Raw genomic sequence first — 26,434 nt, forward strand, 5'->3', positions numbered from 1 at the left:
AAAAATACATAGAAGCCCATACTGTAAGATAAGCGCACCAGAAACTTAGCCGATGCAATTTTTCAGGATGGAGAAGCATATTCGTCTGGTTTTTGGGAAAATCTGGAGTAGACAGGAATTTTACATATGCATGGAGAATGGTATAAGCAGTTTATTTCCTGCCGGCATCGTTTTGTGATACAATCCATATACAAATCACAGCAAAAGGGGTTTGTATAATGGTAAGCGGGAGTCATGAAGGGTCCCTGTTATTTCGGGAACTGCCAATGGAATGGAAGAAGTACAATATAAGGGGTGAATGGAATGTTCAAATTCAGCGATGAAAAACAGCAGTTAAAATGTTCTTTCTGCGGAAAATCGCAGGACCAGGTGCGAAAATTGGTCGCTGGTCCGGGTGTGTATATATGTGATGAATGTATTGAATTGTGCACGGAAATTGTTGAAGAAGAATTTGGCACAGAAGAAGAAGTAGAATTCAAAGACATTCCGAAGCCGCATGAAATCCGTGAAATTCTTGCGGAATACGTGATCGGCCAGGAACAGGCGAAAAAATCGCTTGCGGTTGCCGTATATAACCATTATAAACGGATTAATTCCAACAGCAAAATCGATGAAGTCGAACTGGCAAAAAGCAATATTTGCTTAATCGGGCCGACAGGGAGCGGGAAAACGCTGCTTGCGCAAACGCTGGCACGTATTTTAAATGTGCCGTTTGCGATTGCCGATGCCACATCGTTGACGGAAGCCGGTTATGTCGGGGAAGACGTCGAAAATATTTTGTTAAAGCTGATTCAAGCAGCTGATTATGATGTGGAAAAAGCGGAAAAAGGCATCATCTACATTGATGAGATTGATAAAATTGCCCGTAAATCGGAAAACCCTTCGATTACACGCGATGTTTCCGGCGAAGGCGTGCAGCAGGCGCTCCTGAAAATTCTGGAAGGCACGGTTGCGAGCGTTCCGCCTCAAGGAGGGCGCAAACATCCGCACCAGGAATTTATCCAGATTGACACAACCAATATTCTGTTTATTTGCGGCGGTGCGTTTGACGGCATCGACCAGATCATTAAACGCCGCCTCGGCAAAAAAGTGATCGGTTTCGGCACCGATTTAAAAAATGACGAACTCGATGAACAATCGCTCCTGAAGCACGTACTGCCGGAAGATTTGCTTTCTTTCGGGCTGATTCCAGAATTCATCGGCCGTCTTCCGGTTATTGCCACTTTGGAACAATTGGATGAAGAAGCATTGATTAAGATTTTGACCGAACCGAAAAATGCGCTGGTCAAGCAGTACAAAAAAATGTTGGAACTCGACCATGTAGAATTGGAATTTGAACAGGATGCGCTGAAGGAAATCGCGAAAAAAGCGATCGAAAGAAAAACGGGTGCACGCGGCTTGCGTTCCATTATTGAAGGCATTATGCTCGATGTCATGTTTGACTTGCCGTCCCGGGAAGATATTGAAAAATGTATTGTTACAAAAGAATCCGTCCTGGACAAAGAATTCCCGAGGCTCGTGCTGAAAGACGGCACAGTCATTGAAGGCAGCGACCAGACAAAATCGGCATAAATAAGCGGAGCCGGGCTGCCCGCCGGCAATCCGGCGTGAACATTCTTTTTTGAACAGGAACCGGTCTAAGGCAGCAGGGCTAAATTCCTGGTATTGGCACAGCGCCGGAAAAATGAGAGGCGAAGCAGAATAAAGAAGCAATGGGCGAGCGGTGCGCTTGCCCTTTTTTCTTCCGCCCAGCCGTTCCTGGTTTTCAGAAATCCCCGTTTATTCCCTCCGGCAGCCGGAGATACTAGGTAAATAAGGAAGCGGCATGATCAGGCTGCAACTGAAATGCTTGGAGGGAACAGGATGAATTGGACGGGGATTGCCTTATTGATCCAGCTATTTTTCGGGATCATTATCGGGCTTTACTTTTGGAACTTGCTAAAAAGCCAAAAAACACAAAAAATTACGATAGACCGCGAATCAAAAAAAGAAATGGAACAGTTGCGGAAACTACGGGAAATTTCTTTATCTGTGCCGCTTTCGGAACGCGTCCGCCCGGCAGCATTCGCGGATATTGTGGGCCAGGAAGACGGCATTAAAGCACTGCGGGCGGCACTTTGCGGCCCAAACCCGCAGCACTGTATCATTTACGGGCCGCCCGGTGTCGGCAAAACGGCAGCGGCCCGGCTTGTGCTTGAGGAAGCTAAAAAAAATCCGAAATCCCCTTTTCAACGTGACGCTGTTTTTGTTGAACTGGATGCCACAACAGCCCGCTTTGATGAGAGGGGCATTGCCGATCCTTTAATCGGTTCCGTGCACGACCCGATCTACCAGGGGGCGGGCGCCATGGGGCAGGCCGGCATCCCGCAGCCGAAACAGGGTGCGGTCACCTCTGCCCACGGCGGCGTCTTGTTTATTGATGAAATCGGGGAATTGCATCCGATCCAAATGAATAAATTATTGAAAGTACTAGAAGACAGGAAAGTTTTTTTGGAAAGTGCGTATTACAATCCCGAAAACCGGGAAATTCCACATCATATCCATGATATTTTTCAAAATGGACTACCTGCAGATTTCCGGCTGATCGGCGCAACGACCAGAACGCCGAAAGAAATTCCGGCTGCCATCCGTTCGCGCTGCATGGAAGTGTTTTTTCGCGAACTTGACCGTGGTGAAATTAAACAGGTTGCAAAAAAAGCAGCTGATAAAATCCATATGGCAATCAGCGAAAATGGCCTGGACATTTTGGCGCAATATACGCAAAATGGCAGGGAAGCGGTCAATATGGTGCAAATTGCTGCAGGGCTTGCAATCCAGGAAGGACAGGATTTTATCCGGGAGGAGGACCTGGAATGGGTGGCAACAGCCAGCCAGTTGTCGCCGCGCTATGAGAAAAAGGCCCCTGAACAGCCGGCTGCAGGGCTTGTTAACGGGCTTGCCGTAACCGGTCCGAACACAGGGATGCTTCTTGAAATTGAAGTAGCGGCCATTCCGGCAAAAGAAAGGGGCAGCGTCAACATTACCGGGATTGTGGACGAAGAGAGTATCGGCGGCGAAGGGAAATCGGTCCGCAGAAAAAGCATGGCGAGAGGTTCCGCCGAAAACGTCATTACCGTTTTACGGACGATGGGTGTACCCGCTGACCAGTATGACCTCCATGTTAATTTTCCGGGTGGGATTCCGGTTGACGGCCCTTCCGCCGGGATTGCGATGGCATGCGGCATTTATTCCGCCATTTATAAAATTCCTGTTGACCAGACAGTAGCCATGACAGGGGAAATCAGCCTGCACGGCAAGGTCAAACCGGTCGGCGGCGTGTATGCCAAAATAAAAGCAGCAAAACAGGCAGGAGCCAAAACGGTGATCATTCCTGCCGAAAACATGCAGGCCTCGTTCAAGGAAATCACAGGCATTGCGATCGTTCCGGTCCGGCAGCTGGAAGAAGTCCTGGATATCGCATTAAAGAAACATTTTAACGACAATGCGCTCATAGGGGGTTAATGGACAGGCCCCCTAAAAGACGTATCAAGATAGGGGTGCTGAGATGACAACACAATCCGCATACACAATTCCTTTGCTTCCTTTACGGGGGATTCTTGTGTATCCATCGATGGTTTTGCACTTGGACGTCGGCCGGGACTACTCTGTCCAGGCCCTTGAAAACGCCATGATGCATGGCAGCGAAGTTTTCATGACGACACAAAAAGACGTTTCCATCGAAGAACCAAAACAGGAAGATTTATACCAAACCGGAACGCTCACAAAAGTGAACCAGATGATGAAACTGCAGAACGGGACGATCCGGGTGCTCGTGGAAGGCGTGCGGCGCGCAAAAATCGTCTCTTTTGAAGATGAAGGCACCTTTTATTCCGTCGAAGTCGAAACATTTGATGAGCAGTTTCGGCCGGATGCTGAAACGGAAGCGTTGATGCGCACGATGCTCGAATTTTTCGATCAGTACATCAGCCAGTCGAAAAAAATTTCGGGTGAAACCTTCCAGGCGGTCTCCGATATGGAAGACGGGGGCAAGGCGGCCGATATTATCGCATCCCATTTGCCGCTCCGCCTTCCGCAAAAGCAGGACATTCTCGAAACGATTGATATAAAAGAAAGAATACGAAAGCTGATCGGGCTGATCAAAAATGAACAGGAAATTTTGCAACTTGAAAAAGAAATCAGCCAACAAGTGAAAAAGTCGATGGAGCGGACGCAAAAAGAATATTATTTGCGGGAACAAATGAAAGCCATCCAGAAAGAACTCGGTGATAAAGAAGGCAAAACGGCGGAAGTGCATGAGCTGCGCGAAAAAATTTTAAATGCTGGCATGCCCGAGCATGTGGCCAATACCGCGTTCAAAGAATTGGACCGGTATGAAAAAATCCCGGCTGCCTCGTCTGAAAGCGCGGTGATCCGCAATTATTTGGACTGGCTGATCACGCTCCCGTGGTCGAACGCTACGGAAGATGATCTCAACGTCGCGAAAGCGGAAAAGATTTTGAATGAAGACCACTACGGCCTTGAAAAAGTAAAGGAGCGCGTCCTTGAATACTTGGCGGTGCAGCAGTTGACCCGTTCGATCAAGGGGCCGATTCTTTGCCTTGCCGGGCCTCCGGGTGTCGGGAAAACGAGCCTGGCACGGTCAATCGCAAAATCTTTGGGCAGAAAATTTGTCCGCGTTTCGCTCGGCGGTGTAAGGGACGAATCGGAAATCCGTGGCCACCGGAGAACGTATGTCGGCGCGATGCCGGGGCGGATCATCCAGGGCATGAAAAAAGCCGGCACGATAAATCCGGTTTTTTTGCTCGATGAAATCGATAAAATGGCCAGCGACTTTCGCGGCGACCCCTCAGCCGCAATGCTTGAGGTGCTCGATCCGGAACAGAACCATGCGTTCAGCGACCATTTTATTGAAGAGCCGTATGATTTGTCGAAAGTGATGTTTATTGCAACGGCCAACGATCTGTCTGGGGTTCCCGGCCCTTTGCGCGACCGGATGGAAATCATTTCGATCTCCGGATATACGGAATTGGAAAAAATTGAAATTGCCAAGACCCATCTGCTCCCTAAGCAAATAAAAGAAAACGGGCTTGCTCGCAATCAGCTGAGGATGGATGCGGAAGCCCTCCGCCTGATCGTGCGCCGCTATACACGCGAAGCAGGCGTGCGCGGCCTGGAACGGAGATTGGCCGAAATTTGCAGGAAAACGGCGAAAATCATAGTATCAGGGAAAAGGAAACGGGTCACGGTCTCAGCAAAAAATATCGTTGACTTTCTCGGGAAGCCGCTTTTCCATTACGGGCAGGCCGAGATGGAAGACCAGATTGGCGTAGCGACCGGGCTTGCCTACACGACCGTCGGTGGCGATACGCTTCAGATCGAAGTGTCGCTTTCACCGGGGAAAGGAAAGCTGGTCCTGACCGGAAAACTCGGTGATGTGATGAAAGAGTCCGCTCAGACCGCCTTCAGTTTTGTCCGCTCCAAAGCGGAAGCACTCGGGCTTGCGCCTGATTTCCATGAAAAGTATGATATTCATATCCACGTTCCGGAAGGCGCTGTGCCGAAAGACGGCCCTTCTGCCGGGATCACGATTGCGACCGCCCTGATTTCCGCACTGACGAAGCATGCCGTGCATAAGGAAGTCGGGATGACAGGCGAAATCACCCTGCGCGGCAGAGTACTCCCGATCGGCGGATTGAAGGAAAAGTCGCTCGGCGCACATAGAGCGGGGCTGAAGAAAATTATTATTCCGAAAGAAAATGAGAGAGATTTGGATGACATTCCGGAAAGCGTGCGTGGGGATCTCCATTTTTACCCGGTCACGCATATGGATGAAGTCATTGAAATTGCCATTGCAGGTGAGGAGAAATGAAAGTAACGGAGGCAGAACTGGTCATCAGCGCGGTGCGGCAGGAGCAATATCCGGAAGGGCATTTGCCGGAAATTGCGCTTGCCGGACGGTCAAATGTGGGAAAGTCTTCCTTTATCAATAAAATGATCAACCGTAAAGCCCTTGCCAGAACCTCTTCCAAGCCGGGGAAAACCCAGACGCTGAACTTTTACAAAATCGAAAACAAATTATACTTTGTCGACGTTCCCGGCTACGGGTTTGCGAAGGTGTCGAAAAAAGAACGGGAAAAATGGGGCCGGATGATTGAGACGTACATGACGTCAAGAAAACAGCTGAAGACGGTCGTGCTCATTGTCGATGTCCGGCATCCGCCGACAAACGATGACTGTTTGATGTACAATTTTTTAAAGTACTATAAAATCCCGTGTATCGTCGTTGCCACAAAAGCTGACAAAATCCCGAAAGGCAAATGGGCATCTCATTTGAAAACAGCAAAAGAAACGCTGAATCTGGAAAAAGAAGACGAAATCATTTTATTTTCATCTGAAACAGGAGAGGGAAAGGACAAAGTGTGGGCTTCCCTGATGGAAAGAATTAAGTGAATAAAGCCCGGGGCCAGCATGCGGGCACCGGGCTTTTCTGCAGGATCCGGATCTAAAATCGTATTTTTTAGCGGTCCGGCCCCGGAAAATGCCGGTAATGAGCGCCTGGTTGTTTTTTTGGGCGCGCGGGGCTGTTTGGGTACTTGGCTTTTCATGCCGGACTGCACGGGCGGGTGTTATTTCCGCCCCCTTCTTTTCGCAAACAGCAGGTAGACGCCGATTACGACAAGCACGGCCGGCCAGAAATTGATCAGGGAAGAAACATTGTTTTCGACAAGGCCGAACCATCCCATTACTTTATCGGAAAACAGGAGCAATATGGATAGCACGAGAAACAACAGCCCGTAAAACGTGCCGTCCCCGGTTTTTTGCGAACGGAGCAAAAAGCCGATGGCAATAATGAGAACAAAGACCCCGATATTATCCGGCCAAATGGCGATTTTGCCGGCAAGGTGGAAGTGGAGGCCGAACCCGACGAGAATGACCCCCGGCAAAATTGATTCCCCGTCTCGGCCCCAGTAGCCTTCGCCTAAAAAAGCGAGCCCGACAATGATCAACAGCGTCGGCCATGTAAAGTAGTCCTTCATGCCGGTGAGGTCAAAACGCTGCAAATAAAAATACAGCCCGAACCCGATCAGGATAATCGCGGAAAAAATTTTGCGGCTTTTCAATGGGACACACTTCTTTCCTTCAATCTAGATGCTTGAAACCATCGCCTGTTTCTGCTATTTTACAGGTAGGAATGGTATTATTTCAAAAGAGAAAAACGAGCTTTTTTCTTCTATTCATCTTAACATAGATCAACATTCAATCCTATGCATTTGGCAAGATAAAATGGGGGTGCCGGAGGGCAACAATGAGAATACTTACTGTCGGATTAAATTATAAATCTGCGCCGGTTGAAATCCGCGAACAGCTGTCGTTTGATGAGGCGGAACTCGCGGATGCGATGGCGGCGCTGCAAAAGAAAAAGAGCATTTTGGAAAATGTCATCGTGTCTACATGCAATCGTACGGAAATTTATGCGGTTGCCGACCAGGCACACACCGGGCGTTATTATATTAAAGATTTTCTGTCAGAATGGTTCGGAATAGATAAGGAAGCATTTGCCCCCTATCTGTTTATTTACGAAGACAACGAAGCCATTGCGCATTTGTTTAAAGTGATTTGCGGGCTTGACTCGATGGTGCTCGGTGAAACGCAAATTCTCGGGCAGGTGAGGGACAGTTTTCTGCTGGCCCAAGCATCCGGTTCAACCGGCACCATTTTTAACCGCCTGTTCAAAGATGCGGTCACACTAGCGAAAAAAGCCCATACGGAAACGGAAATTGCTTCCAATGCTGTTTCGGTCAGTTATGCGGCTGTGGAGCTTGCGAAGAAAATTTTTGGCGATATGGCTGATAAAAAAGTGGTCATCATCGGCGCCGGCAAGATGGGCGAACTGGCTGCGGAAAACATTCACGGCAGCGGTGCCACCCGGATTACCGTCATCAACCGGACGCCGGAAAAAGCCGGGCTTCTTGCCGCACGCTTCGATGGCGAGGCACTCGGGCTGGCATCTTTGGAAACGGCGCTTTTGGATGCGGATATCGCGATTACCTCCACTTCGGCAAAAGGGTACATCCTTACAGCAGACAAGTTAAAACCCATTGAAAAGAAACGGAACGGGCGCCCACTGCTGCTTGTCGATATTGCCGTGCCGCGCGATATTGATCCGGAAGCCGCGTCCCTTGAATCCGTTTTCTTGTATGATATTGACGACCTGGAAGGCATCGTGGAAGCCAACTTGAAAGAACGCGAAAAAGCCGCCCGGCAGATTGCGGACATGATTTCCGATGCCGTTTGCGCATTCAATGAATGGGTCCATACACTCGGGGTGGTGCCGGTGATCACGGCGCTCAGGGAAAAAGCGCTCGCGATCCAGGCGGAAACGATGAAAAGCATTGAACGGAAGCTGCCGGACTTAACAGAACGCGAACGGAAAGTCATCAGCAAACATACAAAAAGCATTATTAACCAGATGCTGAAAGATCCGATTCTGCAGGCAAAAGAAATGGCGGGTTCGCCGGATGCAGCCCGGAATCTAGAACTGTTCCGCCAAATTTTTAATTTAGAAACAGAAACGGGACAAGCGGAACCGGCAGCCGAAATGGCGCGGCATGCAGTCCGCCCGTCCTATTCGGGTTAACCGGGGAGCCCGGCAATGTATGCCGTATGGACGGACAGACTGCATGAAGGCATGATTTTGCTTTATGCAGCCAGTATTTTGCTTTATTTTCTTGACTTTCTCCACCGGAACCGGAAGGCTAACAAGGCTGCCTTCCGTTTTCTTTCCGTTGTCTGGGCATTGCAGACGGTTATATTTATTTTGTACATGGCTCACACCAGACGGTTCCCGGTCTTGACATTGTCTGAGGGGCTTTATTTTTATGCATGGGCATTGCTGACGCTGTCTCTGGCCCTGAACCGCCTGCTGCGCGTTGACTTTACCGTGTTTTTTACAAATGTCATCGGCTTTTTTATCATGACGGTCCACGCTTTTGCCCCGGAGAAGGTCTCACAAGGGGCAGGAAGAATGGTATCGGAACTTTTGCTCATGCATATTACGATGACGCTGATTGCTTATGTGCTGTTTTCCCTGTCCTTTGTCTTTTCCGTTCTGTATTTATTACAATATAAGTGGCTGAAGGAAAAGAAATGGAGCCACAGAATCTGGCGCCTGAATGACCTTGCAAAACTGGAGCGGCTTTCGAAATGGATGAATGCCATTGCGGTCCCGGTCCTTTTGCTCGGGCTGATTCTCGGGCTATGGTGGGCATACTTGCGGCTTCCGGCCATTCACTGGCTTGATCCGAAAATTGTCGGGTCGTTTGTCGTGCTGCTTGTATACAGTTTTCTCCTGTATGGGGGCGAACGCCGCCACATGTTCGGAAAAACACTGGCTTATTGGAATATGGCTGCTTTTTTAATCATTTTGATTAACTTTTTTCTAATTACAGGATTATCGGATTTTCATTTGTATTATTAGGAGGATTGCCGGATGAGAACAATTGTCGTAGGGTCGAGGCGGAGCAAACTTGCCCTGACGCAGACGAAATGGGTGGTGGCGAAGCTTGAACAGCTCGGACTGCCTTTTCGTTTTGAAATCAGGGAAATCACCACAAAAGGCGATAAAGTGCTCGATGTCACCCTGTCCAAAGTCGGCGGGAAAGGCCTGTTTGTGAAAGAAATTGAAGATGCCATGTTGAATCATGAAATTGACATGGCTGTACATAGCATGAAGGACGTGCCGGCTGTGCTTCCGGACGGGCTTGTGATCGGCTGCATTCCGGAACGTGAAGATGTCCGGGATGCCTTGATTTCCAAAAACGGCACCCCTTTTTCCAGCCTTAAGGAAGGGGCGGTTGTCGGGACAAGCAGCCTCCGCCGCGGCGCCCAGCTGCTTGCTGTAAGAAGCGATATCCGCATTAAGTCTGTTCGCGGCAATATTGATACAAGGCTGGAAAAATTAAAAAACGGGGATTACGATGCGATCGTCCTCGCGGCAGCCGGTTTAAAACGGATGGGCTGGAGTGCGGATACCGTCACCGAATTTTTTGATCCGGATATTTGCCTGCCTGCAATCGGGCAGGGCGCGCTCGCTGTCGAATGCCGCGCCGATGACGGGGAACTGCTCGATGCGCTCCGGAAGCTCGACAGCGCAGAAACGGCGGAAACGGTAAAGGCGGAGCGCGTCTTCCTTGATAAAATGGAAGGCGGCTGCCAGGTACCGATTGCCGGCCTTGCGAAGAAAACGGCAGAAGGCATTTCCCTCACTGCCCTTGTCGCTTCCCCTGATGGCAAAACGGTATATAAAGAAACGGTTGTCTCCCACAACCCGGTAACGGCCGGAGAAAAGGCGGCAGATATTTTAAGCCGGCAAGGGGCAAAGGCGCTGATTGAACAAGTGAAAGCGGAGCTCGGGCAGTCATGACGGCAAATGGGCCTTTAAGCGGGAAAAATATCCTGATCACAAGAGGCGGAAAAGACGGCGAAAAGCTCGCCGCACAAATTGAAGCGCTCGGCGGCACCCCTTTTGTCGTCCCGATGGTTTCCTTCCGTGCATATGCCGACCTGTCCGCATCTGTATTTTTGCGAAAACTCTCGGCATACGACTGGGTTGTGTTTACAAGCAAAAACGGGGTCCGTTATTTTTTGGAAGCATGCAGCCGTGCGGGTATAGCATGTGAGCATTTGAACATAAACTGGGCAGCTGTGGGAAAAAAGACGGCTGCCTGTATGGAACAGTCCGGTTTAAAGGTTTCTTTTGCGCCCCGGAAGTTTACGGCAAAAGATTTTGCCCGGGAATTTTTGCGGAGCGGACACCGGGCAAGCCGCGTCCTTCTCCCGAAAGGAAACTTGGCCGGGACAGAAATTGCGGATTTTCTAAGAAAAAGCGGTATAATAGCAGAGGAATGGATTGTCTATGAGACGTATATGCCGGAGGGGGCAAAAGAAAAGCTTACCCGTTTGCTCGGGCGGGAGCACATCGATTTTGCTCTGTTTTTAAGCCCGTCCGCCTTCCGCCATTTTAAAGGCGCGCTTGAAGAAAGCGGCATGGATATCGCTGGGCTTTCAACCCGGATCGCAGTCATCGGCCCTTCAACCAGGCAGGCAGTGGAAAAAGCCGGCAGCCGTGCAGCGGTTTGCCCGGATGAATACACCGTCGAGGCCATGCTTGGGGCATTATGCGATTTTGTCCGTTTAGAAGAAAAATAGATAGAAACCGGCACGAACCCGGGATTGAAGCGGCCGGCCTAACAAACCGGCTGCCATGTACGGTTTTCTCCGAGAGATTACCAGCCGGGCGATGTTCGACACGAAGAAAACAAAATAGAAAAAGCGGGATTTGCCCGCGACCGTCGCAATCATTCCCAACAAGCCGGCAGCTGTGCATACTTCCCGGATAAATATGCAATACATTGCGGCATTCTACCAGTTTAGGAGGAAATAAAATGAAAGATTTACAGTTTGCCCGTCACCGTAGACTTCGCCAAAGTGCCAATATGCGGGCTTTGGTGCGCGAAACGAATTTAACAGTGAACGACTTGATTTATCCGATTTTTGCAGTTGAAGGCGAAAATATTAAAAATGAAATTGCTTCGATGCCGGGTGTGTATCACTGGTCGCTGGACCGGCTCCATGAAATCATGGATGAAGTCGTTTCCCTTGGCATTAAATCCGTCATTTTATTCGGCGTACCGAACCATAAAGATGCAACCGGAACGGAAGCGTACCACGATCACGGCATCGTTCAGGAAGCCATCCGTTTCATCAAGAAAAATTACCCGGATATCATTGTGATCGCGGATACCTGCCTGTGCGAGTACACTGATCACGGCCATTGCGGCGTTGTGGAAGATGGGAAAATTTTAAACGACCCAAGCCTTGACCTGCTTGCGAAAACGGCGGTCAGCCAGGCAAAAGCAGGCGCTGATATCATTGCTCCTTCGAATATGATGGACGGGTTTGTCACCGCGATTCGCAAAGGGCTTGATGAAGCAGGCTTTGAAGATGTGCCGATCATGAGTTATGCGGTCAAATATGCATCCGCGTTTTACGGTCCGTTCCGCGAAGCTGCTGACAGCACACCCGCTTTCGGGGACCGGAAAACGTACCAGATGGATCCGGCCAACCGGCTCGAAGCATTGCGTGAAGCACAGTCGGATGTGGAAGAAGGGGCAGATTTTCTAATCGTAAAACCGACGCTTTCTTATCTTGATATCGTCCGTGATGTGCGCAATGAATTCCGCCTCCCGGTTGTCGGGTATAATGTGAGCGGGGAGTATTCCATGGTAAAAGGCGCCGCACAAAACGGCTGGATTGATGAAAAGGCGATTGTTCTTGAAATGATCACAAGCATGAAGCGTGCCGGCTGCGATCTCATCATTACCTATTTTTCACTCGATATTGCTCGCTGGCTTGCGGAATAAACGGGAGGTTGAAAGATGCGCTCATATGAAAATTCAATCGAAGCATACAAAGAAGCGGTCACATTAATGCCGGGCGGGGTGAACAGCCCTGTCCGTGCCTTTAAAGCGGTCGGCATGAACCCGATTTTTATGGACCACGGCAAAGGCGCAAAAATTTATGATATTGACGGAAACGAATATATTGATTACGTGCTGTCATGGGGGCCGCTCATCCTTGGCCATGCCAATCCTGGGGTCGTGGATGCGCTGAAAAAAACGGCCGAAAAAGGGACGAGTTTCGGCACGCCGACGATCATGGAAAATAAACTGGCGTCACTCGTGAAAGAACGCGTACCGTCGATTGAAATCGTCCGCATGGTCTCATCCGGCACGGAAGCCACAATGAGTGCTCTGCGCCTAGCAAGAGGTTATACAGGCCGGAATAAAATTTTAAAATTCGAAGGCAGCTACCACGGCCATGGCGATTCGCTCCTGATCAAAGCAGGGTCGGGCGTTGCCACACTCGGTCTGCCGGATAGCCCCGGCGTGCCACTCGGAATCGCGCAAAATACCATTGCCGTCCCGTACAATGATCTGGAAGCCGTCCGATCGGCATTCGAGCAGTACGGAGAAGATATTGCCTGCATCATCGTCGAACCGGTTGCCGGCAATATGGGCGTTGTTCCGCCGAAGCCCGGCTTTTTGCAAGGGTTGCGCGAAGTCACATCAGCATACGGCGCCCTCCTGATCTTTGATGAAGTGATGACCGGTTTCCGTGTCGACTATCACTGTGCACAAGGCTACTTTGATGTAACGCCTGATTTGACCTGCCTCGGCAAAGTAATCGGCGGCGGCCTTCCTGTCGGCGCATTTGGCGGACGGGCCGACATTATGGAAAAAATCGCACCGACCGGCCCTGTTTACCAGGCAGGAACTTTGTCCGGCAATCCGCTTGCGATGACGGCCGGATATGAAACATTGCGGCAGTTAACACCTGAAACGTATGCGGAATTCAGGCGAAAAGCCGACCGCCTCGAACAAGGTTTTCATGAGGCAGCGGTGAAATACGATATCCCGCATACCATTAACCGGGCAGGATCGATGATTGGCATCTTTTTCACCAATGAAGAAGTCAATAATTTTGCATCAGCAAGCACTTCGGATTTGGATCTGTTTGCCCGCTACTACCGCGGCATGGCGGAAAACGGCATTTTCCTCCCGCCGTCCCAATTCGAAGGCATCTTCTTGTCCGCCGCGCATACGGACGAGGATATTGACCGTACCGTTGAAGCAGCAGAAAAAACATTTAAGGCAATCCGCGGGTAATCCTGCGGCTATGAACCGGCAAGTCCAAAAATGGATGAGCCGGTTTTTTTTGCGTTCTGTCCGCTGCGGGCGAGAGAGAAGTAGCAGTAGGGAAAATTTCACGCTCTGTGGGTGGCCCGATGGTTTTTGAACGGATCACTCCGAAAACGGATGGCCGAATCAGTTCGCCTAGCTCGACCAAATCTAAGTTTTTGAACGGGTAACCTGAAAACAGATGAGCCGGTTTTTATCGATTTCTCTCCCCGTCCAATATTGTTGCGAAAAAGCCATTCAAGTGATTTACGGATGCTGCGGTTTATTTGCGATCATAAAAACCCCGATTGCTTCATACAGTGTAAATGACATATTCATTGGGATTTGGAGGAATTGAAGGGAGGAACCCGCTTTGCCGCAAAATCAATCGTCCATACGATTTTCATTAGAAGAATTGATTTGGTTTAAAAAAGGACAGGAAGTTGAAGAACTTTTATCAATATCATTGGATCCCCATATCACCATACAGGAATTGGAGCAGTATGTCGTGATCAAAGGCAATCTCTATTTGGCCGGGGAGTATATCGGTTGCGGGGAAGAAGAAGGGGAAGATGTGCTGTTCAGGAAGTATGTGCAGGCGGTCCAGTACCGGGAAGAAGACGGCATATTTGAATTTTACCAATCTTTCCCGGTAGACGTTACCATTCCGAAGACAAGAATTGCGGATATTGAGGAACTGGACGTCAATATAGAAGGATTTGACTATCAATTTCACGGAACCGATTGTTTAAAAATCAATGCGGATATTGCGATTGAGGGAATATTGCAAGACGGGGATGAGGAAGAGGACGAAGCCGAAACAGCACCATACCCGGATTTGAACGGCCGGGAAACCTATTTGGATGAGCCGGACGCAGCATATCAGGCGCCTTTTAGCCATTCCGAGTGGAGTTTATCGGAACAAGAAGAAGAGAGCACCGAACCGCCCCGCCATTTTATGGAAGAAGCGGAAAGCTTTGAAGAAGTGCCTTTGCGTGCAGATGAGGAAAAAGAAGAAGAGGATGAATCTCACGCTGACCCGGAATTGTATACACCTTTTACGATCGAATCGCGCGTGGTGCCGGAAGAATCGGTTGCTCAGCCGGAACCGTACACAAACGAACTGAATGTGCTAGCACCGGTCGAACTGCCGGAAGAAGAAGAGGAGAGTCTCTTGCCGGAAGCAGGCGGAAAAGTGCCGGAAAGTGCTTCATGGCAGGCGGAAACAGCCGCGCCGGTACGGGATGAATGGCATGCGGAACCGGAGTTTTCCGGAAAAAATGAGTCTGCATCGTTGGCAGAAAGCGAACTGGTACAGAATGAGTGGCATCCTGGGCCGGAGTTTCCAGGAAAAAATGAGTCTGCATCGTTGGCAGAGAGCGGAGTGGTGCAGAACGAATGGCATGCTGAAGCGGATCTTTCAGGCAAAAATGAGTCTGCATCCATAGCGGAAAGTGAACCGGTGCGGGATGAGTGGCACGCTGAGCCGGGGTTTTCCGGCAAAAACGAATCCGCATCCATAGCGGAGAGCGGAGTGGTGCAGAACGAATGGCATGCAGAACCGGAGTTTTCAGGCAAAAACGAGTCTGCATCCATAGCGGAAAGCGTACCGGTGCGGAACGAATGGCAGGCCGACCCAGTGCGGGATGAAGGGCATCCTGAACAGGAATTGTCCGGAAAAACCGCATCCGCGTTCCGGACGGAGAGCAAAACGGCTCTGAACGAAGAATCTCTTGAGCCGGATGACGCCGGGAAGACGGAGCCCGTTTTCCGGATCGAGAGCAAGGCAATGGAAGATGAATCTTCTGCTTATCTCAAGCAAGAATCGCCTGAAAAAGATGAATCTTCTTCTGTGGCGAGCAGCGAAACGATTGTGGAAGAGTCGCCGGAAAGCGGGGAGAAAATAGAGGAAGTGCCGGAAGAAAAGGATTCGGCTGCCAAGAAGAAAAAGAAGCAAAAATACGAATCTATTTCGCTTGCCGACTTTTTTGCCCGGAGAGATGAAGAAAAGCCTGCCAAGTTAAAGGTTTGCATCGTCCAAAGCGGGGAGACGCTCGACCAGCTTGCTGAAAAATACAATATCAATGTCCAGCAGATTTTAAGGATGAACCATTTGGAAGTGAACCAGGATGTATATGAGGGGCAAGTGCTGTACGTTCCCGCAAACGCGCGCGCCGAAAAAAATCACTGAGCCGGAGCATTCACAGGCACGGGCGTCTAGGTGAAGGATGCATCTGAAATTCAGGGGCTAAGCGCCTGCGTAAGGAAGCGTGCAAAACGAGCTATTCTTAACCTAGATTGCGCCTATGTTCAAGCCGCGGCGAATGCGGCGCAGCGGGGGAATGAAAATGAGCAAGCGCCTATTTTTCAGGAGAAGCGCTCTAAGAAGGTGAAACGGGTGACTGACCTTTCGCAGCAGGACATCAATCGGATTGTAAAGCATTACGGCCTGAACGCTGAATATGTCGGGCGGTACGGAAAAGTGTATAAAATTTATACCGGCCAGGGCATCTTTGCTTTAAAAAAAATTGCACCGCAAAACGGGATGGGATTTATCCGGCATGTCCAGTCTCTGTACCAGCGGGGATACAACCGTATTGTCCCGGTCTATCCCGCGTTGGACGGCCGTTACGGGGTGCTGTATAACGGGGCATTATACTATTTAATGCCCTGGCTGCCAAACGAAGAAAAAGAAGCACGCGGCGAGAAACATCAAAAAATGTTCAGGGAACTCGCACGCCTGCACAGCTTGTCCGTCAAAGATACGGAGATCTCAATAGAAAAACGGCGGGAATACTATGAAGAAACCCTTTCCCGCTGGTACGGGCAGCAGGATTTTTTGGAAGAGTTCCTTGAACGGTGTGAAGAGCAGGTCTATATGTCCCCGTTTGCCCTGTTGTACTGCACCTTTTACAATGAAACGAACCAGGCGCTCAAATTTTCGATCCGGCAGCTGGAAAACTGGTATGAACAATCAAAAGAGATGGAGAAAGCGAGAACGGTGACCATCCACGGAAAAATTTCAACGGAGCATTTTTTGTACGATGAACGCGGGCTCGGGTACTTTACCAATTTCGAACTGGCGAAAAACGCTGCGCCTTTTTATGACTTGCTTCCCTTCTTGTCGCGGACGCTCGATTCCTATCCGAGCCGGTTTGACGACTGCGTGGATTGGGTGAAGACCTATTTCAGCTATTTTCCGCTGAAAGAAGATGAAAAAAGCTTATTTTTCAGCTATCTCGCTTATCCCGCACCGATCATCCAAACCGTGGAGGAATACTTTGCAAATGAAGGAAAACGCCATGAAGCGAGAGCAGTCGCGAAACTGCAGGAAAAGTACTGGCGAATGAAAAATACCGAGTATGTCGTCATGCAGTTGTCACAAGGGGCCGCCCCCGCGTCATGAAAAGCAGGAACGGCCACTAAAACCATTCATACTGAAACCCGAGATAAATGAGAATAAATATGGCAAGCAGCAAAACGTCAAACGTCGTCGGAAAAATAATCGTACGGATGGCCTGAAAGACGGAGAACGGAAGAATCAGCTGCTTGCACACTTTTTTTGCATTCCGCGCCCATGTACGGACGGCCTGTTTGTCAATTTTTTTCTTCATCATCATCCACCTATCCCTCAAAAATAATGTATGAAAAGCGGGCGGATCAGTGCATCCGCCGCATATTTTTTCTAAAAATGGGCAATGCTATTGACGATTTTCACAAAAACCGATACCATAAACTATAGTCAATTTCAAAAATCAAAGTACAATGAACGGGAAGAGTACAGATTTTGTTTCCATGCAGAGAGGGAAATCAGCTGCTGAAAGATTTCCTATGCGAAACAGGCTGGAAGGTCGCCCGGGAGTAGCTTTTGTGAAACCGAAAGTAGCAAAAGCCGGCGAAGTGCCGTTACTGACCCGAGAGTGCCGGGCATCCGTTTGCCCGTGAAAAAAGGTGGTACCGCGAACAGACTCCTTTCGTCCTTTTATGACGAAGGGAGTTTTTGTGTTTATCCGTAAAAGACGCAGAAAGGAATGATGCAAATGGAACAGCAGGACATCAGCATGCCGACCAAATATGATCCGCAGGCTGTTGAAAAAGGGCGCTATGAATGGTGGGTGAACGGTAAATTTTTCGAGGCAAAAGGGGACCCGGAAAAGAAACCGTACACGATTGTGATTCCGCCGCCGAACGTAACCGGGAAGCTCCACCTCGGCCATGCCTGGGATACGGCTTTGCAGGATATTTTAACCCGGATGAAACGGATGCAAGGCTATGATGTGCTCTGGCTGCCGGGGATGGACCACGCCGGGATTGCAACACAGGCAAAGGTGGAAGCCAAACTGCGTGAAGAAGGCAAATCCCGCTATGACCTCGGCCGCGAAAAGTTTACGGAAGAAGCATGGAAGTGGAAAGCGGAATACGCTCAATTTATCCGCAAACAATGGGCAAAACTTGGCCTTGGGCTCGATTATTCGCGCGAACGTTTTACGCTCGATGAAGGGCTGTCAAAAGCTGTAAAAGAAGTATTTGTTTCGCTTTATAAAAAAGGCTTGATTTACCGTGGCGAGTACATTATCAACTGGGACCCGGAAACGAAAACGGCGCTTTCCGATATTGAAGTCGTCTACAAAGAGGTGCAGGGCGCATTTTACCATCTGGCATACCCGTTAAGCGACGGATCCGGCACGATCGAAATCGCGACAACGCGCCCGGAAACGATGCTCGGTGATACGGCGGTCGCTGTCCACCCGGATGATGAACGCTACAAACATTTAATCGGGAAAACGATTGTATTGCCGATCGTCGGCCGCGAAATTCCGATTATCGCAGACGAGTATGTGGACATGACATTTGGTTCTGGTGCCGTAAAAATTACGCCGGCCCATGACCCGAACGACTTCGAAGTCGGGAACCGCCACAACCTCGAACGTATCCTTGTGATGAACGAGGATGGCACAATGAATGAAAATGCCGGAAAATATAAAGGCATGGACCGGTTTGAATGCCGCAAACAGATTGTGGAGGACTTGAAAGCACTTGGCGTTCTTGTCAAAGTGGAAGACCATCTTCATTCGGTCGGCCATTCCGAACGGAGCGGCGCGGTTGTCGAACCGTATTTGTCGACGCAATGGTTTGTGAAAATGCAGCCGCTCGCTGATGCCGCGGTAAAACTGCAGGCGTCGGAAGGAAAAGTCCATTTTGTGCCGGAACGCTTCGAAAAAACATACTTGCACTGGATGGAAAATATCCGCGACTGGTGCATTTCGCGCCAGCTCTGGTGGGGCCACCGGATTCCGGCCTGGTACCATAAAGAAACCGGCGAAGTGTATGTTGACACTGAGCCGCCCCGCGATATTGAAAACTGGGAACAGGATCCGGACGTGCTCGATACGTGGTTCAGCTCGGCGCTCTGGCCGTTTTCGACAATGGGCTGGCCGGATGAAGAAGCTAAAGACTACAAGCGTTATTATCCGACCGATACGCTTGTGACCGGCTATGACATCATTTTCTTCTGGGTATCGCGGATGATTTTCCAGGGGCTTGCGTTTACCGGCAAGCGCCCGTTCAAAGATGTTCTGATCCACGGCCTTGTCCGCGACGAGCAGGGGCGGAAAATGAGCAAATCGCTCGGCAACGGTGTCGACCCGATGGAAGTCATCGACAAATACGGCGCGGACTCGCTCCGCTATTTCCTTACCACCGGTAGCGCACCGGGCCAGGATTTGCGTTTCAGTTACGAAAAAGTTGAAGCGGTCTGGAATTTCGCCAATAAAATTTGGAACGCCTCCCGTTTTGCACTCATGAACATGAACGGGCTGAAATACGAAGAAATGGATCTGTCCGGTGAAAAATCAGTCGCTGACAAATGGATTTTAACGCGTTTGAACGAAACGATCGAAACCGTTACAAAACTGGCGGACAAATACGAATTTGGCGAAGCTGGGCGCGCACTTTACAATTTTATCTGGGACGATTTCTGCGACTGGTACATCGAAATGGCAAAACTGCCGCTCTACAGCGAAGATGAAGCAGCGAAGAAAACGACACGCTCGGTCCTTGCGTATGTGCTCGACAATACGATGCGGCTTTTGCACCCGTTCATGCCGTTTATTACCGAGGAAATTTGGCAAAACCTTCCGCATCAGGGGGAATCGATCACAACAGCCGCTTGGCCGGAGGTGGACGAAAGCCTTACAGATGCAGCGGCTAGCGAAGAAATGAAACTGCTTGTCGACATCATCCGTTCCGTCCGCAATATCCGCGCGGAAGTGAATACGCCGTTAAGCAAAAAAATCAAACTGCATTTGAAAGCGAAAGACGAAACGGTCTTAGCGGCTTTAAAACGAAACGAAGCGTACATTACCCGTTTCTGCAACCCGGATGAATTGAAAATGGGGCTTGACCTCGAGGCACCGGACAAAGCCATGACTGCAGTTGTTTCCGGCGTCGAACTGTTCCTGCCGCTTGAAGGACTCATTAATTTTGAAGAAGAACTGGCCCGGCTCCGGAAAGAGTTGGCGAAATGGAATAAAGAAGTCGAACGCGTCCAGAAAAAACTGTCCAATCAAGGGTTCCTGAAAAAAGCGCCGGAAAATGTCGTTGCCGAAGAACGGGCAAAAGAAAAAGACTATCTTGAAAAACGAAGCACCGTCGAAGCGCGCATCAAAGAACTTGAAAACCAGTAATACAAGGGTGGAAGGCGAATTCTTTACGGATTCGTCTTCCTTGCATACGGGAGGAAAGGCATATGTTTGAAACCTATGAAGAAGCGGTCGGCTGGATCCGGTCCCGCTCGAAATTCGGGATGAAACCAGGGCTTGAGCGGATGCAGTGGCTGATGGAAAAATTGCACCACCCGGAACAAAAAATCCGGACGGTTCACGTGGCCGGGACGAACGGCAAAGGGTCGACCGTCACCTTTTTGCGCAACATTTTAGAGCAGGCAAGCTATACGGTCGGCACCTTTACTTCCCCGTATATTGAGCAGTTTAACGAAAGGATCAGCATAAACGGAACGCCGGTGTCAGATGCAGACCTCATCCGGCTTACAAACGAGATCCGCCCGCTTGCAGAAGAACTGGAGCACACAGCATTCGGCGCACCGACAGAGTTTGAAGTCATTACAGCGATGTCGCTTGTGTATTTTGCCGGGATCCAGCCGGTGGATATCGTTATTTATGAAGTCGGCCTTGGCGGCAGGCTTGATTCCACAAACGTCATCACACCGCTTGTCAGCCTGATTACCAATATCGGCCATGACCATATGAATGTGCTTGGCCATACGATTGCGGAGATTGCATTTGAAAAAGCGGGCATCATCAAACACGGGGTGCCAGTTGCAACAACAGCAATGCTGCCTGATGCGCTAGCGGTGATTGAAGAAAAAGCGGCAAAAGAAAAGGCACCGCTTTTCCGTGCCGGAAAGGAATTTTCTTTTGCGGAGATTGGTGGGGATCTAACTGGTGAACATTTCCGCTTTGCTTCTCCGTACGGCGCCTATGACTGCTTGTCGATCACCATGATGGGTCGCCATCAGATTTACAATGCCGCGCTTGCCGTTATGGGGGCAGAACTGTTAAGACATATCCACCATTTTCGCATCCCGCAGCATGCACTGGAAAAAGGCCTTCTCCTCAGCAAGTGGATCGGCCGATTTGAAAAACTGCTGGATGACCCGCTCGTTATCATCGATGGCGCCCACAACCCGGAAGGCATTGACAGCCTGATCGAAACAATGGACACCCATCTGCGCGGGAAAAACATTCACATGATTTTTTCCGCACTTGGCGACAAAGACTTGGATCACATGATTCCGAAACTCGACCACAAAACAGACGAAATCATTTTCACAACTTTTGATTTTCCAAGAGCGATTCCGGCAGAGATGTTGTATAAGATAAGCCATCATCAAAATAAATCATTTTCGGAGGATTGGAAAGAAACCGTACTTGCTAAAATAAAAGAAATGAAAGGCTCAAGAGATGTTTTAGTCATTACGGGGTCTTTATACTTTATTTCGAAAGTCCGGAAATACATTTTGGGCCAATCAGAAAGGAACGGGCAGAGCTGAAAAAGTTCTGCCCTTTTTTTTATTTGTTCTATTTGTTGAATTACTTTCCCGGCGCTTTTTGATAAAATAAGTTTTATAGGAAATAAGACGCAGGACAAAATGCTTAGCGGAGGTTGTTATGAAAAAACCCCTTTTTAAAAACAACCGGGGATTTACACTTGTCGAAGTGCTCGCTTCGATTACGATTTTAGCGATTGTGATGCTCACAGTGGGTTCCATTTTGGCCAATAATGCGGGCGTGACAAAGAAAGCGGATGACTCGCTGTCTGCATTGCAAATTGCAACCGGGATATTAAGAGCTTACCAGAAAAAAAACTTTAATGAAGTGCAGCAGATGGCGAACACCACACAACAAGCTGATATTCAATCGGTTTTAGGGCTTGATAGCGCTGCGGAAATTTCCGGTTATAAGGCATATGTGTCCGTTTCCCTTCCGGCGGATTCTTCCCTTTCTGACCGCCTCCTGCTGGTCAAAGTAAAAGTCGACAGTGGAAATCATCTAAAACCGGTTGAAGTGAAAGGGTATGTGAAAAGATGAAATGCCGGAATGAAAAAGGGCTCACTTTAGTAGAATTACTGGCGGCTGTTACCATTTCATTTATGATCATCGGGGTCATTTATGCCGTTTTAAATACGGTGATCACCCAATCCAAAAGCGACATGGCACGTAAAAATTTTGTCAAAGAACAAACGGCTATTTTACAATACATGAACAGCGCAATGGAAAATGTGGACGACATTGAACCTGATGACGAAAATGATGACGGGACTTTTACCCGTTTCAAAGCAGTGGATGTCAATATAAATGTTGGAAGTGACGGCACCTACCAGGAAAGTTCAACTGACAAGACAATCGCTGTATCAGATGGGAACTTGTCAGTAGGGGGCACGATTGTAAACAGCGATGGAATTTCACTTGACGGGACAACTTTTACGGCTGAGAATGGTAGCCTGATATGCCATTTTGTAATGAAAGACACGCAAAATCATTTCGAGAAAAAGATCTATGCCGCTTATAAACTGGGCGAAGAGGGGAATCCATGATGCATGTTTTAAGAGAAGAGAAGGGATATACGCTTGTGACCGTCCTTCTCATTTTCGCAGTCGCGGCGATTATCACCGTTTCACTCGTATCCGCATCCGTCAGTACTTTTAAAACAGTAAAAGTATCTGAAACGGGCACACAGGATAAATTAAATGCGGAAATGGTAGCGGATGAAGCGACTGCTTTAATTGAGAAACAAGTTGACAGCATCAATAGTACCATTGCGAACGGTACTGTCATGCCAAGCCAGCTGATCAGCATGCTTCAGGCAGCCATAACGAGCATACAGCAACAGAAAAACGGCAAATGCAGCATCGCATATAAAACATTGAAAGACGGGACAGCACCAGATGGCATTGTTTTGGGCAAAGTCACCATAACAGTGCCAATCGGAAAGTCCGGAAAAACGTTAACAAAGGTGATGACGCTTTCCACTGTCTCGGACGTTTTTCAATATACAGCCGTGACACCGTCGAATATGTATTTGTACGGGTCTCCTTATATTATCGGGGATGTGAATATCGGGGGGAATCTGTATGTTTCAAACTACGGGAACTATGTTGAGGGGTACACGAAATATATTCAAACTTACTATCCAGCGATCAATGGGACGTTAACAGTGAAGGGAAGATATTTTGAGGCCGATCAGCAGCCGGTAGGAACAGGAACATCGGCGCCGGTTTACAACTTTTATTCATGGAAGCCATTTGGACCTGAAAGCTTCAGCCGCTACTTTTCTGTTGCCCCGGTTGTGAAAAATCGTCAGTTAACGGTTGACAAAATAAATGTAGGCGATATGATTACAGCCAAGGCGCTGGGATGGCCGGGGAATTTAAAAATAAATTCTTACGATTCTTATAATATAGATAAGTATGGGAACGCTTTTGGTTATGATGTAACAGTCAGCCAGGTTGGCAGTCAACCAATAAAAGGAAACTTGTACGTCGGCGATGATTTAACCGTTGGGGAAAACAAAAGCCTGACTGTAAATGGAGATCTTTATGTAAAAGATGATTTGACTGTCAAAGGAAATTTAACAGTAAAAGGCAAGATTTATGTAGGCGGTGGCGCTAATTTAAACGGAGTGCTGTCGACAGGGGAAAATCAGTATATTTATATTGCCGGGAATGCGACATTGAGTGAGGTTTCAGCATTGAATTTAAACGGAGTGATGTATGTCAATGGGTCCCTTACAAGTAGGGGGGATGTCAATACAAACGGCAGCATTTATGTACGAGGAGACGCAGATGTCGAAAATTTCTCGAACAGTAGTGGCACGCTTATTTTACTTTGTGATGGAAATATTAAGTTAGCCAACAATAATTTGTATGAAGACCGTCCAAAAGTGATTGATGCTTATCTCTACTCAAATCGTGACTTGTTTATATATGGCATCGGATCAAATTTGAAAATTAATGGGGGTATCTATGGGAATACGATTGGTTTAAGTGCATCAAGGGGCTGGACGATAAATAAGTTAATCTATGAATTGTTAATTTTCAAAAGATATGAATTGGAATTTCAAAACCCCCAGCCTGCGGATCATGTAAAGTCCAGACTCACCGTTAATTTTAAAAAAGATATGATTTTAAACCCGCCGAAAGGGATCCCGACAGTGAATAAAGTGACTTTGAAAGAAATCAATACATCAGTCCAGTAAGAGACAGGTAAAAAGATGCAGTACAATCTTCCCATTCGCCATGATTTATAATAAAATAGTCTTAGTTGATTTTCGACAATTGGTTTTTCTGGGAATATTGTACTCTGATAGAAACAGAGGTGGGATGATGGATCTTCTCACTGCGGCGTTTGCCGTAATTGGATTTTTATGCGTAATGGCATTTTTTGTCTTTTTTTCTTTCGGCTTTTCTAAAAAAGGGGTGGTTGTGCTGGCCGGCTCCGCTTTTTTGCTGGCGCTTTTCGGCATTTTGGCGGGCAGTGTGGTTCCGCTATGGGAGAGTGGTTTAATTACTTTTTTGCTCGTAATTTGTGTGGCCTATCTGTTCGAAAAAAAGTTGGCATTTTTGTTCGCTGGACAGGATAACGATTCAGACGAATTTCCAGTAGGGGAGGAGCAGGAAGAGATGGCGGTGGCGCGGAAAAATCGGCCGGCAGCACTGGTCTTGCCTGACGTAAATGCCGCTGTTCTTCCGGCTGAAAAAAGTGCTCCGGCCGCTGAAACGGAAGAGATTTTGCCGGAGAAAAACGGGCCGGGATCTGAAACAGAAGGGACACTGCTAAAACGGGAAGAAAAGGATGAACCCGAATGGGAAGAACTGGAGGATGCTGCGGCCGGAAACGAAACGGGAACCGCTTTTCCGGCAAACGAACAGGCGGCAGAACGCTCCGGGGAAGAAGAAATTGATTTTCTTGAAAACCGTCTGGAGATGCTTGAAGAAGCAAATGAAGAAAATAAGGCGGATCATTTGCCGGAAATGTACGAAGTTGAAGAATGGGTGGCGGAAGCGGAGAGCCCGGATATCAAACCTTTGGACGGGACAACCACAGGTCAAGATTCCGAAGTGATTGCAGGAGAAGGATCGGTAACGTTATCCGGTTCTAAAGAGGTTCAATATGTGGAACAAGAAGAGATCCCACTCCTTTCTTTTGAAAAGGAAACAGAAGCACCTGCTGAACTTTCCGGGACAGACATGCCTGCCATGGACGAACTGGAAGAAATCGATGTGATTCCTTTCCGCGAAACCGACAATGCCGGGCAACGTGAAAAGCTGCCATCAGATGCGGAAAATGAAACAGTTGGCGGTGCGAAAGGTGAAGATACAAACGAGCCGGAAGAAATCGGTTTGGTGCCTGTCCAAGAAACTAATTCAACTGAACAATCCGTAAATTTAGATCTGGATGCGGCGGATGAAGCAGCCAGCGGGTCTAAGCGTGACAGCACAGACGGACTGGAAGAAATCGATGAGATTCCTTTCCATGAAACCGACAATGCCGGGCAACGCGAAAAGCTGCCATCAGATACGGAAATTGAAATAGTTGGCGGTGCGACAGGTGAAGACACAGACGAACCGGAAGAAATCGACGTGATGCCTGACAAGGAAACCGGCCAGGTGGCAGAGCCCGAAAAGTTCTATTCGGAAGCGGGCCAGGGACGGGAACGACAAGGCGAAAGCGGCGCAGGTACGGGCGAAACGGTTGCCGCAAACGAAGCGGAATCGGCAGGCAATTCTGTCGGTGAGAAAGCAATGGAACCGAAAGGCAACCCTGCCGTTGAGGAAGCATCGGACACTTTAGCATCCGTGCCAAACGGGACAACGCCTATTCAAAAGCAATTGCTTGGGGTACTAGTGGAACAACTGAACCTTTACCGTCTTACGCAGCCGGCTGACGCGTACGAACAGCTAGTGAAAGCACATTTGCATCCGCAGCTTGCACCGGAAGATTATTTCACCTTTGCAAGCCTTCTGGTCGAACATTACATAGCTGAACAACAATTTGGCAAGCTGCAAGTCCTGCTGAAAGACTTGGCGGAAACCTATGCAGAATACCCGGTCATCCGCGAAGAAATCGATTTTTTAAGGACAAAATACGGTCAATAATCCATGAAGAAACAGGTGT

Annotated in this window: 20 protein-coding genes and 1 other annotated feature; of the genes, 18 read left to right on the top strand and 2 right to left on the bottom strand. The window is 48.7% G+C overall.

Translation table 11 applies throughout. The annotated features are described in order from the left end of the window. Nucleotides 1-303: 303 nt before the first annotated feature. The 4 genes from clpX (at nt 304) to yihA (ending at nt 6,450) form a co-directional block, all read left to right on the top strand. Nucleotides 304-1,572, top strand: coding sequence for an ATP-dependent protease ATP-binding subunit ClpX (gene clpX, locus BCOA_RS30715; RefSeq protein ID WP_014097835.1), 1,269 nt, complete (start codon nt 304-306; stop codon nt 1,570-1,572). Nucleotides 1,573-1,863: 291 nt separating this feature from the next. Then, the gene (gene lonB, locus BCOA_RS30720; protein WP_014097836.1) at nt 1,864-3,501 is read left to right on the top strand and encodes an ATP-dependent protease LonB; all 1,638 of its coding nucleotides are present in this window, start codon (nt 1,864-1,866) and stop codon (nt 3,499-3,501) included. A 43-nt stretch (nt 3,502-3,544) separates the two neighbouring features. Continuing rightward, nucleotides 3,545-5,869: an endopeptidase La gene (gene lon / locus BCOA_RS30725; protein WP_014097837.1), complete on the top strand. Its 2,325-nt coding sequence runs from the start codon at nt 3,545-3,547 to the stop codon at nt 5,867-5,869. Further along, nucleotides 5,866-6,450, top strand: coding sequence for a ribosome biogenesis GTP-binding protein YihA/YsxC (gene yihA / locus BCOA_RS30730; RefSeq protein ID WP_014097838.1), 585 nt, complete (start codon nt 5,866-5,868; stop codon nt 6,448-6,450). The genes lon and yihA overlap by 4 nt, the downstream gene beginning before the upstream one ends. 176 nt (nt 6,451-6,626) lie before the next feature. Here yihA and BCOA_RS30735 read toward each other — a convergent pair whose 3' ends face one another. Next, nucleotides 6,627-7,121, bottom strand: a complete 495-nt coding sequence (locus BCOA_RS30735) for a LiaI-LiaF-like domain-containing protein (RefSeq protein ID WP_014097839.1) — start codon at nt 7,119-7,121, stop codon at nt 6,627-6,629. 185 nt (nt 7,122-7,306) lie between these two features. Here BCOA_RS30735 and hemA point away from each other — a divergent pair, with 185 nt between their 5' ends. The 8 genes from hemA to ysxE all read left to right on the top strand — a co-directional run bounded on the left by hemA (nt 7,307) and on the right by ysxE (nt 17,145). Beyond that, nucleotides 7,307-8,638 carry a glutamyl-tRNA reductase gene (gene hemA, locus BCOA_RS30740; protein WP_014097840.1) on the top strand — a complete coding sequence of 444 codons (1,332 nt, stop codon included), beginning with the start codon at nt 7,307-7,309 and terminating at the stop codon, nt 8,636-8,638. 15 nt (nt 8,639-8,653) lie between these two features. After that, nucleotides 8,654-9,478, top strand: a complete 825-nt coding sequence (gene ccsA, locus BCOA_RS30745) for a cytochrome c biogenesis protein CcsA (protein ID WP_014097841.1) — start codon at nt 8,654-8,656, stop codon at nt 9,476-9,478. A 12-nt stretch (nt 9,479-9,490) separates the two neighbouring features. Next, nucleotides 9,491-10,423 (top strand): hydroxymethylbilane synthase, encoded by a 933-nt coding sequence (gene hemC, locus BCOA_RS30750; protein ID WP_014097842.1) that lies wholly within the window; start codon nt 9,491-9,493, stop codon nt 10,421-10,423. Beyond that, on the top strand, nt 10,420-11,208 hold the full coding sequence (locus BCOA_RS30755) for a uroporphyrinogen-III synthase (RefSeq protein ID WP_014097843.1): 789 nt from the start codon (nt 10,420-10,422) through the stop codon (nt 11,206-11,208). Before hemC ends, BCOA_RS30755 begins: the two co-directional genes overlap by 4 nt. A 236-nt stretch (nt 11,209-11,444) precedes the next feature. Then, on the top strand, nt 11,445-12,422 hold the full coding sequence (gene hemB, locus BCOA_RS30765) for a porphobilinogen synthase (protein ID WP_014097844.1): 978 nt from the start codon (nt 11,445-11,447) through the stop codon (nt 12,420-12,422). Between the two features lie 15 nt (nt 12,423-12,437). Next, the gene (gene hemL / locus BCOA_RS30770; protein WP_014097845.1) at nt 12,438-13,727 is read left to right on the top strand and encodes a glutamate-1-semialdehyde 2,1-aminomutase; all 1,290 of its coding nucleotides are present in this window, start codon (nt 12,438-12,440) and stop codon (nt 13,725-13,727) included. A gap of 385 nt (nt 13,728-14,112) precedes the next feature. Further along, nucleotides 14,113-15,930, top strand: a complete 1,818-nt coding sequence (locus tag BCOA_RS30775; protein ID WP_014097846.1) for a LysM peptidoglycan-binding domain-containing protein — start codon at nt 14,113-14,115, stop codon at nt 15,928-15,930. Nucleotides 15,931-16,128: 198 nt separating this feature from the next. After that, complete coding sequence (ysxE, locus tag BCOA_RS30780) at nt 16,129-17,145, top strand: spore coat protein YsxE (RefSeq protein WP_026104585.1); 1,017 nt, start codon at nt 16,129-16,131, stop codon at nt 17,143-17,145. Nucleotides 17,146-17,161: 16 nt separating this feature from the next. On the opposite strand, the gene BCOA_RS30785 is transcribed toward ysxE, so the two are convergent. After that, complete coding sequence (locus tag BCOA_RS30785; RefSeq protein ID WP_014097848.1) at nt 17,162-17,353, bottom strand: hypothetical protein; 192 nt, start codon at nt 17,351-17,353, stop codon at nt 17,162-17,164. A 142-nt stretch (nt 17,354-17,495) separates the two neighbouring features. After that, nucleotides 17,496-17,724 (top strand) — a binding site (T-box leader). A 55-nt stretch (nt 17,725-17,779) separates the two neighbouring features. Here BCOA_RS30785 and BCOA_RS30790 point away from each other — a divergent pair. From BCOA_RS30790 to BCOA_RS30815, 6 genes are all read left to right on the top strand, one after another. Beyond that, nucleotides 17,780-20,425, top strand: a complete 2,646-nt coding sequence (locus BCOA_RS30790) for a valine--tRNA ligase (RefSeq protein ID WP_014097849.1) — start codon at nt 17,780-17,782, stop codon at nt 20,423-20,425. A gap of 62 nt (nt 20,426-20,487) precedes the next feature. Then, nucleotides 20,488-21,810 carry a bifunctional folylpolyglutamate synthase/dihydrofolate synthase gene (locus BCOA_RS30795; protein ID WP_014097850.1) on the top strand — a complete coding sequence of 441 codons (1,323 nt, stop codon included), beginning with the start codon at nt 20,488-20,490 and terminating at the stop codon, nt 21,808-21,810. Nucleotides 21,811-21,928: 118 nt separating this feature from the next. Beyond that, nucleotides 21,929-22,348, top strand: coding sequence for a prepilin-type N-terminal cleavage/methylation domain-containing protein (locus tag BCOA_RS30800; RefSeq protein WP_013859827.1), 420 nt, complete (start codon nt 21,929-21,931; stop codon nt 22,346-22,348). After that, on the top strand, nt 22,345-22,854 hold the full coding sequence (locus BCOA_RS30805; protein WP_013859826.1) for a prepilin-type N-terminal cleavage/methylation domain-containing protein: 510 nt from the start codon (nt 22,345-22,347) through the stop codon (nt 22,852-22,854). The genes BCOA_RS30800 and BCOA_RS30805 overlap by 4 nt, the downstream gene beginning before the upstream one ends. Continuing rightward, complete coding sequence (locus BCOA_RS30810; protein ID WP_014097851.1) at nt 22,851-24,515, top strand: polymer-forming cytoskeletal protein; 1,665 nt, start codon at nt 22,851-22,853, stop codon at nt 24,513-24,515. The genes BCOA_RS30805 and BCOA_RS30810 overlap by 4 nt, the downstream gene beginning before the upstream one ends. Nucleotides 24,516-24,642: 127 nt before the next feature. Further along, nucleotides 24,643-26,415, top strand: a complete 1,773-nt coding sequence (locus BCOA_RS30815) for a hypothetical protein (protein ID WP_014097852.1) — start codon at nt 24,643-24,645, stop codon at nt 26,413-26,415. Nucleotides 26,416-26,434: the final 19 nt, after the last annotated feature.

Source organism: Heyndrickxia coagulans 36D1 (genome assembly GCF_000169195.2).
GTDB lineage: Bacteria > Bacillota > Bacilli > Bacillales > Bacillaceae_C > Weizmannia > Weizmannia faecalis.

Coding starts and splice junctions, on each gene's coding strand:
- clpX (WP_014097835.1), top strand. CDS start 304: ATGTTCAAATTCAGCGATGAAAAACAGCAGTTAAAATGTTCTTTCTGC.
- lonB (WP_014097836.1), top strand. CDS start 1,864: ATGAATTGGACGGGGATTGCCTTATTGATCCAGCTATTTTTCGGGATC.
- lon (WP_014097837.1), top strand. CDS start 3,545: ATGACAACACAATCCGCATACACAATTCCTTTGCTTCCTTTACGGGGG.
- yihA (WP_014097838.1), top strand. CDS start 5,866: ATGAAAGTAACGGAGGCAGAACTGGTCATCAGCGCGGTGCGGCAGGAG.
- hemA (WP_014097840.1), top strand. CDS start 7,307: ATGAGAATACTTACTGTCGGATTAAATTATAAATCTGCGCCGGTTGAA.
- ccsA (WP_014097841.1), top strand. CDS start 8,654: ATGTATGCCGTATGGACGGACAGACTGCATGAAGGCATGATTTTGCTT.
- hemC (WP_014097842.1), top strand. CDS start 9,491: ATGAGAACAATTGTCGTAGGGTCGAGGCGGAGCAAACTTGCCCTGACG.
- BCOA_RS30755 (WP_014097843.1), top strand. CDS start 10,420: ATGACGGCAAATGGGCCTTTAAGCGGGAAAAATATCCTGATCACAAGA.
- hemB (WP_014097844.1), top strand. CDS start 11,445: ATGAAAGATTTACAGTTTGCCCGTCACCGTAGACTTCGCCAAAGTGCC.
- hemL (WP_014097845.1), top strand. CDS start 12,438: ATGCGCTCATATGAAAATTCAATCGAAGCATACAAAGAAGCGGTCACA.
- BCOA_RS30785 (WP_014097848.1), bottom strand. CDS start 17,353: ATGAAGAAAAAAATTGACAAACAGGCCGTCCGTACATGGGCGCGGAAT.
- BCOA_RS30790 (WP_014097849.1), top strand. CDS start 17,780: ATGGAACAGCAGGACATCAGCATGCCGACCAAATATGATCCGCAGGCT.
- BCOA_RS30795 (WP_014097850.1), top strand. CDS start 20,488: ATGTTTGAAACCTATGAAGAAGCGGTCGGCTGGATCCGGTCCCGCTCG.
- BCOA_RS30800 (WP_013859827.1), top strand. CDS start 21,929: ATGAAAAAACCCCTTTTTAAAAACAACCGGGGATTTACACTTGTCGAA.
- BCOA_RS30805 (WP_013859826.1), top strand. CDS start 22,345: ATGAAATGCCGGAATGAAAAAGGGCTCACTTTAGTAGAATTACTGGCG.
- BCOA_RS30810 (WP_014097851.1), top strand. CDS start 22,851: ATGATGCATGTTTTAAGAGAAGAGAAGGGATATACGCTTGTGACCGTC.
- BCOA_RS30815 (WP_014097852.1), top strand. CDS start 24,643: ATGGATCTTCTCACTGCGGCGTTTGCCGTAATTGGATTTTTATGCGTA.